General features: G+C 64.0%; 14 protein-coding genes. 6 read left to right on the forward strand and 8 right to left on the reverse strand.

Annotated features, from left to right (window positions below):
• Positions 1 to 31: 31 nt before the first annotated feature.
• From ACTODO_RS01140 to ACTODO_RS01160, 6 genes are all read left to right on the forward strand, one after another.
• Positions 32 to 1,054, forward strand: a complete 1,023-nt coding sequence (locus ACTODO_RS01140) for an ABC transporter permease (protein ID WP_003790422.1) — start codon at positions 32 to 34, stop codon at positions 1,052 to 1,054.
• Positions 1,051 to 2,136 carry an iron chelate uptake ABC transporter family permease subunit gene (locus ACTODO_RS01145; RefSeq protein WP_003790423.1) on the forward strand — a complete coding sequence of 362 codons (1,086 nt, stop codon included), beginning with the start codon at positions 1,051 to 1,053 and terminating at the stop codon, positions 2,134 to 2,136. The genes ACTODO_RS01140 and ACTODO_RS01145 overlap by 4 nt, the downstream gene beginning before the upstream one ends.
• Positions 2,133 to 2,888 (forward strand): iron ABC transporter ATP-binding protein, encoded by a 756-nt coding sequence (locus ACTODO_RS01150; protein WP_003790425.1) that lies wholly within the window; start codon positions 2,133 to 2,135, stop codon positions 2,886 to 2,888. The genes ACTODO_RS01145 and ACTODO_RS01150 overlap by 4 nt, the downstream gene beginning before the upstream one ends.
• A gap of 149 nt (positions 2,889 to 3,037) precedes the next feature.
• The gene (locus tag ACTODO_RS01155; protein ID WP_003790426.1) at positions 3,038 to 3,394 is read left to right on the forward strand and encodes a hypothetical protein; all 357 of its coding nucleotides are present in this window, start codon (positions 3,038 to 3,040) and stop codon (positions 3,392 to 3,394) included.
• Positions 3,395 to 3,440: 46 nt separating this feature from the next.
• Positions 3,441 to 5,084, forward strand: coding sequence for an Eco57I restriction-modification methylase domain-containing protein (locus ACTODO_RS10410; protein WP_003790428.1), 1,644 nt, complete (start codon positions 3,441 to 3,443; stop codon positions 5,082 to 5,084).
• Positions 5,085 to 5,094: 10 nt separating this feature from the next.
• The gene (locus ACTODO_RS01160) at positions 5,095 to 5,844 is read left to right on the forward strand and encodes a PaeR7I family type II restriction endonuclease (protein WP_034511777.1); all 750 of its coding nucleotides are present in this window, start codon (positions 5,095 to 5,097) and stop codon (positions 5,842 to 5,844) included.
• Between the two features lie 140 nt (positions 5,845 to 5,984).
• On the opposite strand, the gene ACTODO_RS01165 is transcribed toward ACTODO_RS01160, so the two are convergent.
• From ACTODO_RS01165 to ACTODO_RS01200, 8 genes are all read right to left on the reverse strand, one after another.
• Positions 5,985 to 6,356, reverse strand: coding sequence for a cupin domain-containing protein (locus ACTODO_RS01165; RefSeq protein ID WP_003790431.1), 372 nt, complete (start codon positions 6,354 to 6,356; stop codon positions 5,985 to 5,987).
• Positions 6,353 to 7,174, reverse strand: coding sequence for a class I SAM-dependent methyltransferase (locus ACTODO_RS01170; RefSeq protein ID WP_003790433.1), 822 nt, complete (start codon positions 7,172 to 7,174; stop codon positions 6,353 to 6,355). The genes ACTODO_RS01165 and ACTODO_RS01170 overlap by 4 nt, the downstream gene beginning before the upstream one ends.
• A gap of 80 nt (positions 7,175 to 7,254) precedes the next feature.
• Positions 7,255 to 8,928 carry a phospho-sugar mutase gene (locus ACTODO_RS01175; RefSeq protein WP_034511779.1) on the reverse strand — a complete coding sequence of 558 codons (1,674 nt, stop codon included), beginning with the start codon at positions 8,926 to 8,928 and terminating at the stop codon, positions 7,255 to 7,257.
• Between the two features lie 4 nt (positions 8,929 to 8,932).
• Complete coding sequence (gene deoC / locus ACTODO_RS01180; protein ID WP_003790436.1) at positions 8,933 to 9,586, reverse strand: deoxyribose-phosphate aldolase; 654 nt, start codon at positions 9,584 to 9,586, stop codon at positions 8,933 to 8,935.
• A 20-nt stretch (positions 9,587 to 9,606) separates the two neighbouring features.
• Positions 9,607 to 10,314, reverse strand: coding sequence for a purine-nucleoside phosphorylase (deoD, locus tag ACTODO_RS01185; RefSeq protein WP_003790438.1), 708 nt, complete (start codon positions 10,312 to 10,314; stop codon positions 9,607 to 9,609).
• A gap of 112 nt (positions 10,315 to 10,426) precedes the next feature.
• A complete protein-coding gene (locus tag ACTODO_RS01190) occupies positions 10,427 to 11,410 on the reverse strand; it encodes a sugar-binding transcriptional regulator (protein WP_003790439.1) in 984 nt (327 codons plus the stop codon).
• 36 nt (positions 11,411 to 11,446) lie between these two features.
• Positions 11,447 to 12,733, reverse strand: coding sequence for a thymidine phosphorylase (locus tag ACTODO_RS01195; RefSeq protein ID WP_003790442.1), 1,287 nt, complete (start codon positions 12,731 to 12,733; stop codon positions 11,447 to 11,449).
• Complete coding sequence (locus tag ACTODO_RS01200; protein WP_003790444.1) at positions 12,720 to 13,175, reverse strand: cytidine deaminase; 456 nt, start codon at positions 13,173 to 13,175, stop codon at positions 12,720 to 12,722. The genes ACTODO_RS01195 and ACTODO_RS01200 overlap by 14 nt, the downstream gene beginning before the upstream one ends.
• Between the last annotated feature and the right edge of the window lie 4 nt (positions 13,176 to 13,179).

The following is a 13,179-nucleotide window of genomic DNA, read 5'->3' on the forward strand; positions in this document are numbered from 1 at the left end:
CCCTTGGGGCGGCACCCGCACCCCTGTTCATATGACGCACTCCCCCACCACCACACCCGCGGAAGCCGCACTCAAGCGTGAGGCCGCCCCGGCCTCGTCGAAACGCCATCCCCTGGCGCTCGCCCTGGCCGCGCTCGCCGTGGCTACGCTCCTCGTCCTATCCCTGTCGACCGGCGAGTACTCGATTCTCTCCCAGGACGACGGGTGGCAAATTTTCCTCGCCGTACGCGTCCCCCGTACGATCGCGCTTGTCCTGTCCGGGGCCGCGATGTCGATGAGCGGCCTCGTCATGCAGCTGGTCACCCAGAACCGATTCGCCGAGCCCTCGACGACGGGCACGACCGAGTGGGCGGGGCTGGGCCTGCTCGTCATCATGATTGTGTGGCCCGGCGCCCCGATCCTGGTGCGCATGACCTGCGCGATCGTCTTCGCGTTCGTGGGCACGATGGTGTTTTTCGCGCTGCTGCGCCGCGTCTCCCTGCGCTCCTCGCTGCTCGTGCCGATCATGGGCATGATGCTCGGCGCGGTCGTCTCCGCGATCTCGACATTCCTGGCGCTCGAGACGAACACCCTGCAGAGCGTCTCCGTGTGGTTCCAGGGATCCTTCACCTCCGTCTACGAGGGCCAGTACGAGGTCCTGTGGATCGTCACCGTCGTCGTGGCAATCGTGTTCATCATGGCGGACCGGCTGACGGCTGTGTCCCTCGGCGAGGACATCGCCATCTCCCTCGGCGTCAACTACCACCGCATGGTCCTCATCGCGACGGGGCTCGTAGCCGTGGCGACCGGCGTCGTCACCGTCGTCGTCGGATCCCTGCCGTTCCTGGGCCTCATCGTCCCCAACCTCGTGTCCATGTCGATGGGTGACAACCTGCGCACCAACCTCCCCTGGGTGTGCCTGGCCGGCATCTCCCTCGTGACGATCACAGACCTGCTGGCCCGCACGATCATCTCCCCCTTCGAGATGCCCGTCTCGGTCATCCTCGGCATCCTCGGAGCCTTCGTCTTCATCATGCTCGTGCTGCGCCAGGCCAAGAAGGGAGCCGTCCTGTGAGCGTCCTGACTTCCCCCGCGCACCGCGAGGCCTCCACCCCGGCACCCACCCCGACTTCGTCCGCGCGCACGAAGCGCCCCGCCCGGCATACCGGCGCCTTCACGTCCCCGGCCGCACGGCGCCGCTGGTGGATCCTCTTCGGGGTCGTGTGCACGGTCGCGATCCTCGCCTGCATCGGCCTCCTTGCGTGGAAGAACCCCGCACACTTCGGCACCCCGGTGTTCTGGAGGCTCGCCCGCCGGCGCGCCTTCGCGGTCCTCGCGATCGCCATCGTCGCGGTGTGCCAGGGCATGGCGACGGTCGCCTTCCAGACAGTGGCGAACAACCGCATCATCACGCCCTCAATCCTCGGATTCGAGTCCCTGTACCGGGCGATCCACACCTCCACGATCTTTTTCCTGGGAGTCGCAGGCCTCAACGCGTCGGCGACGGTCGGCAACTTCGTCGGGCAGCTCGCCCTCATGATCGCCCTAACGCTCGCGCTCTACTCGTGGCTGCTCACCTCGCAGCGGGCTTCGATGCACGCGATGCTCCTCATCGGCGTCATGCTGGGCGCGGGCCTCGGGTCGATCTCCACCTTCATGCAGAGGCTGCTCACGCCCTCGGAGTTCGACGTGCTGACCGCGCGCCTCTTCGGGTCGATCGCGAACGCCCAGAAGGAGTATTTCCCGATCGCGGTTCCGCTCGTCGCGGCCACGGCCATCGCCCTCGTGCTGCTCACTCGCCAGCTGTCGGTGCTCTCGCTCGGCCGCGAGACCGCAACCAACCTGGGACTCAATCACCGTCGCACCTCCGTGCTCGTCCTCGTCCTGGTGTCGATCCTCATGGCCACGTCAACGGCCCTCGTGGGTCCCATGACGTTCCTCGGTTTCCTCGTGGCGACGCTGGCCTACCAGTTCTCGGACACGCACGATCACCGCTACATCTTCGCGATGTCCGTCGCCCTGGGCGCCGCAATCCTTGCCAGCGCGTACTTCGTCATGAATCACGTGTTCAACACGCAGGGCGTCGTCTCCATCATCATCGAGTTCGTCGGCGGACTCGCATTCATCGTCACTATCTTGCGGAAGGGTCGCCTGTGATCTCCATCGATTCCGTCGTCAAGCAGTATTCGCCGTCGGTGCGCATCGGCGAGATCTCCCTCGACATCCCAGCGGGGGGCATCACGGCACTCGTCGGCCCCAACGGTGCGGGCAAGTCGACGCTGCTCACTATGATCGGACGCCTGCTGGGCATCGACGAGGGCACGATCGAGGTCGGCGGCCTCAACGTGGCCACGACCAAGTCCTCCGAGCTGGCCCGCACCCTGTCGATCCTGCGACAGGAAAACCACTTCATATCGCGCCTGACAGTGCGTCAGCTGGTGGGTTTCGGGCGCTTCCCCCACTCGAAGGGACGCCTGAGCGCCGAAGATGAGGCGATCATCGACCGCTACATCGGCTTCCTCGACCTGGTAGAACTCGAAGGTCGCTACCTGGATCAACTCTCAGGCGGCCAGCGACAGCGCGCCTACGTCGCCATGGTCCTCGCCCAGGAGACGGAGTACGTCCTGCTGGACGAGCCCCTCAACAACCTGGACATCGCGCGCAGCGTCGAGATGATGCGCATGCTGGAGCGCGCGGCCCACGAGTTTTCACGCACGATCGTCATCGTTCTGCACGATATCAACTTCGCCGCCCGATACGCCTCACAGATCTGCGCTCTGAAGGACGGGAACGTGGCCTTCATGGGCACGCCCGAGGAGATCATGCGCGACGAGGTCCTCACCGACATCTTCGACACCCCCGTCACCGTCGTACCGGGTCCCAACGGTCCGATCGCCTGCTACTTCTGATCGAGGCCGGCTCGGGCGCGATGCTTGGCAGCAGCCGCTCAGTCACCGCTCCCCGCCCGCCTCAGCGGCGACGAGGCCGGGGCCGGGTAGAATGGTCGCGCAGCCGTTCGTGAAACGGCCGTGAAACGCTTATTTTTCGAGGGGTTCCCGTGCACATCGGACTAATCGTCGCCTTCCTGATTCTCGCCGTCGCTCTGATCGCGGGTGGCCTTTATCTGTTTGCGTCGGGCCTCACCGCGCGCGCCGGCATGTGCCGGCCTCCCCTGGGGCTGCGCCTTCAGGGCGTCGAGCCCGGCTCGCAGGCTTGGGAGCGCGCGCACCGCGCCACCTGGCCCATCCTCTTCGGCAGCGGCGTCCTGGGCACCGCCCACGGCATCGCCCTGGCCGCCACCACCCTCATGGACACGCGCATCTCCGTGCCCATCGTCTTCATCGTCTCAGGGTTCATCGTCGAGGTCGGCCTCTGGCTAGTCGCGAAGGGCGCCGGCAGGGCGTCCCTGAAGTAACAAAACTCTTTTATTTGAAAATTTCCTTTGACTATCGGAGTTGAAAATGAATGATTCCAACAACGCATCGTTTGGAGAGGTATTCACTCAACGGTGGGTAGTCGAGGCAATTTTGGACCTCGTCGGCTACACTCCAGACAAAGATCTAGCCACAAAACTCATTGTTGAGCCTTCGATCGGATCGGGAGCCTTTATAGCTCCAATAGTCGAGCGCCTACTCGACTCAGCTCAAAGACACAAACGCAGCGCTGAAGACATCAGAAGAAGTCTTTTTGGAATCGATCTCCAAACTACGCACGTCAAAACATGCGAGAGAATAATAAAGAATCTTCTCAAGGCTAATAACTACTCTAATCAAGAAGCAGAAATACTTACGAGCAATTGGCTTAGGCAGGGCGATTTTCTACTCGATCAAATTCCTATCAATGCAGACTTTGTCGTCGGGAACCCACCCTATATTCGATCAGAAAACCTAAGTAATAACACCGAAAAGAAGTACCGACAAAAATGGAAAACCATGCGCGGTCGCGCTGACATCTACATCGGATTTTTCGAACGCGGCTTATCTATATTACGTACCGGTGGGAGCCTGTCATACATATGCGCAGACCGATGGATGCACAATGCATACGGAAAAAAACTCCGAAGACTAATCACGGAACAATATTCCATAGAATCTGTCTGGGAGATGCACGAAGTAAATGCTTTTGAAAAACAAGTTTCCGCATACCCAGCCATCACACTGATCAAAAAATCCGAACAGACTGAGGCAACATACATCAACACATCAGCACAATTTGATGCCACATCCGCGAAAGAAGTCCTCAACTATATTACTAGTACGCGAACGACCGGAACAGGTCACGGATGGGATGGCACCCGTTTGGATAATTGGTTTCATACGGATAGCTTCTGGCCCTCAGGAAGCGTTGAGATGATCCGACTTATCGAACACCTTCAAGCCCGCTTCCCGACCATTGAATCTACAGGTAATACCAAGATCTCCATTGGTGTTGCAACAGGAAACGACAGCGCCTTTCTGCTCGATATACAAAATCAGTCCGAAGTTGAGAGTGATCGAATCCTACCGCTCGTCACTGCAGACGATATACGAAAAGGACACCTAGAGCCTCCCTCAAAAGTACTGATCAACCCATGGAGTCCTGATGGCACTCTCGTCAACCTGGATGACTACCCACTACTTTCCCAGGCATTTGCACGTAGGCCACAGTTAAGGAACCGCTACGTCGCAAAGAAATATCCATCGAAATGGTACAGAACGATTGACAAAGTCCACTTCGATCGCATCGCACAACCGAAGCTCTTATTTCAAGACATGAAAGCACAAATTACGCCCATTTATGAGCCTGGCGGTCTATATCCACATCACAATCTCTATTATATTATCTCTGACACATGGGATCTTGAGGTTCTCGGAGGCATTCTTCTTTCAAAAGTCGCTGAGGCATTTGTACACGCTTACGGAGTGAAAATGCGTGGCGGCACATTGCGATTCCAGGCCCAGTACTTACGCACCATTGCAGTCCCCACCCCTAATACAATTTCCCCTAAGGTTGCTCAAGCACTTAAGGAGGCATTCCGCAAGAAAGACCGTTCTGCCGCCGATCGTGCCACCGAACAAGCCTACAGCCTTCCTGCCGGCACAGTTCATTCACTCTCATTTACCTAAGGAGTCATCTATGTCGCCAATTGATTTCCCGGACTGGCAACTCGCAATCAATGGATATTGGAAGTATCTCGACATACAGCAACGCAAGCAAGGTTCCAAATCCGGAGTCAAAGATAACGGAAACCGAGCTGGCGCGACCGGCGGCAAACAGATGAGCGCGCTTCAAAGTGCGGTGAGCGAACTGTGGCAAAGCGACCCTTCGCTCTCCGTGGAAATCAGGTACGATACGTCCGCAGATCTTCCCGCTTACTTCCGCCCCGCAAAGAACTGGGACCTCATTGTCCTATATCGCGGTGCACTCATTGCTGCAATGGAATTCAAGTCGCAACGTGGCCCATCTTTCGGCAACAACTTCAACAATCGAACTGAAGAGGCGCTAGGCCTTGCTGCCGACTCACAAATGGCGGCACAAAGAGGTTTGTTCGGCACTCTTAAGCCCTGGTTCGGCTTTCTAATGCTCGTCGAAGACACCGATAAGTCCACAAACCCTGTCCGCTTACCCAAAAATATGCCTTTTCCTCCTGATCCTATTTTTGAAGGCGAATCATACATTGGCCGATATCGCATTTTCTTTGAGAGAATGGTGAGCGAAGGGTATTATGATGCCGCCGCCTTGGTCACAGCGAAAGAAGGAAGCGGCGACTTCGACGAACCGTCACCTGCTCTTTCACTCGCAAATCTCGCGGCTGCAATCTCGGCGAGACTCGCTTACATCAAGGCTCTTCCCGATGCCCAATTTGATGCCATGGTAGGGCGCTAACAGAGAGAATATCTCACGTCACCCGCGCTCGGCATGCGTGAGAGAACTGTGCGCCATGCCGCTTTCGCGGATACGACAAACGGGCCCCGGCCTCGTGCATCACCTCACGAGGACGGGGCCCGCCGCACAGTGTCGGGGTCTCAGGCCTTGGGGCGCTCGCGGCGATCGAGCATGTACAGGGCCAGCTTCGAGGGTTCAAGCGCGCGCACGGCGTGCGGCAGGCGCGTGCCGAAGTGGATGACGTCGCCGGGCTTGAGAACAACGGTGCGGCCGTCGGCCTCGATCTCCAGGGCGCCCTCAAGGGTGTGCAGGATGACGGGCATCGCGGCGGTGTGCTCGCTAAGGATCTCGTCCTTATCGAAGCTGAAGAGGACCAGGCGCACGCCCTCTGCGTGCATGACGGTGCGCGACACCGTGGCTTCCTCGTTGATCTGAATCATCGAGGCGATGTCCTGCAGGTCCGTCATAATGGGCGTGGGGACCTCGGTGTTCGATTCGGGCGACAGGCTCATTGGCTCTCCTTGGGTTTGCGTGCGACGATGGCGACGCCGCACAGGTGTCGATCATATTTCTTAAACGTGCGCGCCATCGTCGTGACGCGTTCACGCAGGTCTTTGTCCCGCGCGACGTTGCGCATGATGCGCAGCGCTCCGAGCACGCCCTCGTCGGCGACCATGCGGCCGGGCTTGAGGAGGGCCATCGGAGCCGTGCGTGTTTCCTCCACGACGAGGCCAACCTCTTCGAGCGCGCGCCTCCAGTCGGCGACCGTGAGGGGCCGGGCGTTGACATTGATGGCGCGTGCCAGCGCGCGGCGGATCTCGGTGGCGGGTTCTTCCGCGATGGAGTCGGGGCGCATCCCCAGCTCGTGGATGACGTAGCGGCCGCCGGGGCGTAGGATGCGCGCGGCCTCGCTCATGATGGCTCGCTTGGCTTTCTCTCCCTGCATGGAGAGCATGGCTTCGCCGATGACGACGTCCGCGCTCTCATTCGGCAGGCCGGTTTCGGCCGCGTCGGCGTTCACGCAGCGCCCCACGCCCGAGGCGATGGCATCCACGCGCGCGGAGGCGTTCGGATCGCGCTCCACGCCGACGTAGGAGGCGGGTCCTACCGCAATAATCGCCGAGGCCGTGACGCCCAGGCCGGGCGCGAACTCGACGACGTCCGAGCCGGGCAAGACGGCACGCTTGAGGGCCCAGGTGCTCAGGGCGAGGCCGCCGGGGCGCAGCACCGTCTTTCCGGCGCGCGCGAGCACCCAGTGGCCGGGCGCCTTCTCGACGGGCCGGTCGGCGAAGGGAAGGGCCTCCGCCAGCGATTCACTGTGAGTTGCCATATACGCAAGTATAGCGTTATCTATTTCTTCACGCAGGGCTATACCCACAGAAAATATGCTGACGGAGTCCCGATTCGCCTCTACAGGCCGATAATCTCGGCAAACGCTCCCTTAATTGCGTCGAGACGCTCACGCGCCTGCTCACAGGGCAGCGGCTCCCCCTCGGCGACCGGCAGGATCACCTCGAGGTAGCACTTGAGCTTTGGCTCAGTGCCCGAGGGGCGCGCGATGACGCGGTCCCCCGCCTCGGTGAGCACAAGGACGCCGTCCGTGGGCGGCAGGCCGCGGTACCCCTGCGACAGGTCCGAGACCTCGACGACAGGAGAGCCTGCCAGGACGCTCGGTGGCTGGGCACGCAGGCGCGCCATACCGCTGGCGATCTGCTCGATCTGCTCGACGCGGAAGGTCAGCGGCGAGCTCACGTGCAGGCCGTGCAGTCGCGCCAGGCGCTCCAGCTCGTCCCACACGCTACGCCCCTGCGCCTTGAGGGCGGCGACCAGGGAGGCGGCGACGACCGAGGTCGCGATGCCGTCCTTGTCGCGCACGTTGCCCGGATCGGGGCAAAAGCCGATGGCCTCCTCGTAGCCGAAGCCGAGGCCCGGTGCCCGGGCGATCCACTTGAAACCGGTGAGCGTCGTGTGGTGCTCCAGGCCGTGGGCACGGGCAATACGCGAGAGCAGGCGCGAAGACACGATCGAGTTCGCGAGCGAGCCCGTCATACCGCGGGCGGCCAGGAACTCACCCAGCAGCGAGCCGATCTGGTCTCCGCTCAGCGGACTCCAACCGGTCTCCGAGGTGGGGTCGGGCACCGCGAGCGCGCAGCGGTCCGCATCGGGGTCGACCGCGATGATGAGGTCGGCCCCCTCCTCACGCGCCTGCTCGATCGCCATGTCTAGGGCGCCAGCCTCTTCGGGGTTGGGGAAGGGCACGGTCGGGAAGTCCGGATCGGGATCGGTCTGCGCCGCCACGAGGGAGACGTTGGAGAAACCGGCCTCAGCCAGGACGCGCGAGGTGATCGCGGCGCCCACACCGTGCATGGCGGTCAGGACGATGCGCAGGTCCTCACGCGCCGATGCCTCGCCCGAGGCCAGGGCGGACGCGCAGGCCACGTACTCGTCGCGGGGGTCGACCGCCTCGATGAGGTCGTCGTTCATGGGCACCTGGTCGGCGGGCGGCGTGGCCTTGATGGCCTCGGCGATCTCGGCGTCGAAGGGTGGCACAATCTGAACGCCCTGCCCATCGCCGGTGACGACGCTGCCGCCCAGGTAGACCTTGTAGCCATTATCCGGGGCGGGGTTGTGGGAGGCCGTCACCATGACGCCCGCGTCGGCGCCGAAGTGGCGTACCGCGAAGGAGGTAAGCGGAGTCGGGTTCGCCTGGGGCAGCGCGAGGACCCGCACTCCGGCAGCCGAGGCGACGCGGCACGCGGCCGTCGCGAACTCGGAGGACCCGTAGCGGGCGTCGCACCCGACAACGAGGGTTGGGGTCCCCGTCGCGTGGCGCTTAACGACCTCGCACAGGCCTGCGGTCGCGCGGATGACGACCGCGAGGTTCATGCGGGACTCGCCCGTACCCACGACGCCTCGCAGGCCGGCGGTACCGAACTGGAGGGGGCCGTTCATGGCCGCACCCACGCGGGCCGCAGCCTCCTCATCGCCGCGCTCCGCAGCCTCAATGTCGGAGCTCAGGGCCGAGGCCGTCGCGGGGTCCGGGTCGTGGCTCGCCCACTGGCGGGCGCGCTCGAGCAGCTCCATCGTCTCAGTCCTCCAGTCCTGCCAGGATGGCATTGGTTGCGGACACTCCCAGGCGGGAGGCTCCGGCCTCGATCATTGCCAGGGCTGTCTCGGCGTCGCGGATGCCACCCGAGGCCTTGACTCCCAGGGCGTCTCCGACCGTGGCGCGCATGAGCGCGACCGCGTGGGTCGATGCGCCCCCGGTGGGGTGGAAACCCGTCGACGTCTTGACGAAGTCAGCGCCAGCCGCCATCGACGCCCGGCAGGCGGCGACGATCTCATCGTCGGTGAGGGCCGCAGCCTCGATAATGACCTTGAGGACGCGCGGGGAGGGAACGACCCGGCGAACGGCAGCAATCTCCCCCTCCAAGTCGGCAAGCCGTCCATCCTTGACCAGCTCAATGTTGATGACCATGTCGATCTCGTCGGCGCCATCCGCGACGGCGAGGGCCGCCTCGAATGCTTTCACCTCGGGCTTGACGGCTCCCGACGGGAAGCCGACCACGCAGGCGACCTGCAATCCCTCGGGGACGTCAAGGGGCAGCATCGAGGGGGACACGCACACCGAGAAGGTGCCGGCCGCGGCGCCTTCCTCGACGATGCGGGCCACGTCCGCCTGGGTAGCCTCGGGCTTGAGGATCGTGTGGTCAATCATCGCGGCCACATCACGCTTGTTCATGGAACTACTTTCTTGTCGCATCACAGCTGGGCCAGGGGCAGGGCCAGCTCCATCATGGTGGTAAAGGACGTCTGACGCGCCTGGGCGTCGGTGGCCTCGCCCGTCACCAGGGAGTCCGAGACCGTGAAGATACCCACGGCCTCAACGCCCGCGTGGGCGGCGGTGGCGTACAGGCCCGCGGACTCCATCTCGACCGCGAGCACGCCCATGCGCTGCCAGGCCTCGTTGAAGGTCGGATTCGCGTTGTAGAACGTGTCGGAGGAGAGGATGTTGCCCACGTGGATCGGCACGTCGGCCTCGCGGGCGCGGCGCACGACGTCGTCGATGAGGCGGAAGGAGCCGATCGGAGCGTAGGAGCCGGGGATCTGGTACTGGTCCAGGAACGCCGAGTTCGAGCACGCGGCCTGGGCGACCACCACGTCGTACAGGTTGATGTCTGGCTGCAGGGCGCCGCACGTTCCCACGCGCACGAGGCGCGTGCAGCCGAACTCGTGGATCAGCTCGTGGGCGTACAGCGAGATCGAGGGGATGCCCATACCCGAACCCATGACGGAGACCGGGGTGCCGCGGTACGTGCCGGTGTAGCCCAGCATGTTACGCACGGCGTTGAACTGCTGCGCATCCTCCAGGTAGGTCTCGGCGATGAACTTCGCACGCAGCGGGTCTCCGGGCAGGAGGATCGTCGGCGCGATGGGTGCGGTGGGGTTGATGTGCGGTGTCGAGCGCATGTGTCCTCCTGTGGTGTCGAGGAGCCCGAGGCTCCGTCGAGGCTTCTTTACCCTTGTCGCAAGGCTATGCCGTGCAATTGAAATGTGTCAACAAGTAGTTTGACAAATGTTCTCATCCGCTTGGGATGCGATCACGCACCCCGCGCGGGGTTGCCCCACGCGGCCGTTCCAGCAGCGCGAGGGCCAGGTCCTGGTCGACCACCAGATGAGTGGCCAACCCCATGTGCAGCGCCGTGTCCAGCGCCTCAGCTTTCACACGCCCTCCAGCAACGAGCACCCGCACAGGGCGAGAGCGCAGCTCGTCGAGCGTGATGCCGACCGTCCTGCGGTCGACCGACGCCAGGGCGACGCCGCCCTCGCGCGTGAAAAATCGCGAGCATGCGTCCCCGACCGCGTCGCGCAGGAGCGCCTCCACCTCGTCGTCCTCGAGCTGGCCGAGGTTGAGCGAGAGGGCCTCGCACCCCAGGGATCCGACGGTAAACACCGCCACGTCCACCCCGCGACCCTCCTCCAGGATCCGCTCGATCGCCCGGTCGCGACGCACAATCGAGAGCATCGCCATGTCCTGGAAAATGACGGGCAGCGGCAGGTAGCGCGGCTCCGCGCCGAAGGCCTCGCAGAAGGAACGCATGATCTCATAATCGTGCGTCGCCCTCTCGGAAAACGACGCCCCGCCCTTGAGCTGGACGACGCGCACGCCCACGCGAGGGGCGCGGGTCAAGTGGGCCGCGAGCGCACTCATCGTGCGCCCCCAAGAAATCCCCACGCTCATGCCGTCGCTCACGAGCTGAGTCACCACATCTGCACCGACTCGACCGACCTGCTCAATAGCCTCACCCTCGGTCGCGCCCACGCCATGGGCAACGCGAGCGCAGGCCAGTCCAAAGCGCTGCTCCAGCCGCAGCGCAATCTCCGAAGCATCCTCGCGCGGATCGTGGATCTCGATGGTCACGAAGCCGCGCTCGCGGCCATGCGCGAGGAGTTTGGCGACCGTGGGGCGCGACAGGCCCATGCGTGTGGCGACCTCGGCCTGGCTGAGGCCCTGCTGGTAGTAGAGCTTGACCGCCTCAATCGACTGTTCGTCGCGCCGTTCCACGATTCCTCCTCCCTGTTCGCTCGCGCCGCTCCGCCCTTAGGACACCGTCTCCAGGACGACGCTGCGCGGCTCGGGAGTGACCCCGTCGGCGATCTCGATAGCGCCGGAGAGGGACTCAAGGGCGCGCTCGATGCGCCACTCGTCGTCGGTGTGGAGCGTGAGCAGGGGTTGGCCCGCCGCGACGCGCTCGCCCGGCTTGGCGTGGATCTCAATGCCGGCGCCCGCCTGCACGGGATCCTCCTTGACTGCGCGGCCAGCGCCCAGGCGCCAGGAGGCGACACCCACGCTGAGCGCGTCCATGCCAACCACTGTCCCATCGGTCTCGGCGAGCACCTGGTGCGTGTGGGCTGCACGCGGCAGCGGAGCATCCGGATCACCGCCCTGTTCGCGGATCATCGCGCGCCAGCGGTCCATCGCGGACCCGTCCGCCAGGGCGGCCTCCACGTCGGCGTTGCGGACCCCCGCGAGGTCAAGCATGTTGCGCGCGAGCTCACACGTCAGCTCAGTAACGTCGGCGGGCCCGCCGCCGGCGAGCACCTCGACGGATTCCTCCACCTCGAGGGCGTTGCCGATCTTGCGTCCCAGCGGCACCGACATGTCGGTGAGGAGGGCGCGCGTGGCGACCCCCGCGTCACGTCCGAGGTCGACCATCGTGCGGGCGAGCTCGCGCGCGGTGTCCAGGTCCTTCATGAAGGCACCCGATCCGACCTTGACGTCCAGGACGAGGGCTCCCGTACCCTCGGCGATCTTCTTGCTCATGATGGAGCTGGCGATCAACGCGATCGACTCAACGGTCGAGGTGATGTCGCGCAGGGCGTAGAGCTTCTTGTCCGCGGGTGCCAGGCCCGATCCCGCCGCGCAGATGACCGCGCCGCAGCCCTGCCCCAGCTGGGTCATGATCTCGTCGTTGCTCAGCTGCGCGCGCCACCCTGGGATCGCCTCGAGCTTGTCAAGGGTGCCGCCCGTGTGCCCCAGGCCTCGACCCGAGAGCTGGGGGACGGCCACGCCGAAGCACGCGACCAGCGGGGCCAGGGGCAGCGTGATCTTGTCTCCCACGCCGCCCGTGGAGTGCTTGTCGGCGGTCGGCTTGCCGATGCAGGAGAAGTCCATGCGCGCGCCCGAGCGGATCATCGCGTCCGTCCAGCGGGCAATCTCGCCCCGGTCCATGCCGCGCAGGAAAATCGCCATGGCCAGGGCGGCCATCTGCTCGTCCTTGATGACGCCCTTCGTGTAGGCGTCGATCGTCCAGTCGATCTGGTCGGGGGTCAGCACTCCCCCGTCGCGCTTCACGCGGATGATGTCAACGGCATCAAAGAGAGCCATCGTGTCCTTCTTTCTCTTCCGACGAGGCCGGGGCCGCCTGGGCGACGCTCGACAGATCGTGGGGTCCGAACGCGCCGGGCAGCACCTCCGTCATAGGTGCGACGCCATCAGGCATGAGGACCAGGCAGGAGGGCCCGCCGTGCTCGTAGATAAGCTGGCGGCAGCGCCCGCACGGGGCCACCGGCTCCTCGTTGCCGTTGACGGCGACGACCGCGACGAGGGTGCCTCCGCCGGAGCGGATGAGGTCGGAGACCATGCCGCACTCGGCGCACAGAGTGACGCCGTATCCGGCGTTTTCGACGTTGCATCCGCTGACGAGCCAGCCGTCCGCCGTCAGCCCCACGGCTCCCACGGGGAAGTTCGAGTAGGGGCAGTACGCATGCTTCATCGCATCGATGGCCTCGGCCAGCAGGGCGTCCCAGTCAATGTCTGTTGGATCCATGCGG

It is taken from the genome of Schaalia dentiphila ATCC 17982, assembly GCF_000154225.1.
In the GTDB taxonomy this organism is placed as follows: domain Bacteria; phylum Actinomycetota; class Actinomycetes; order Actinomycetales; family Actinomycetaceae; genus Pauljensenia; species Pauljensenia dentiphila.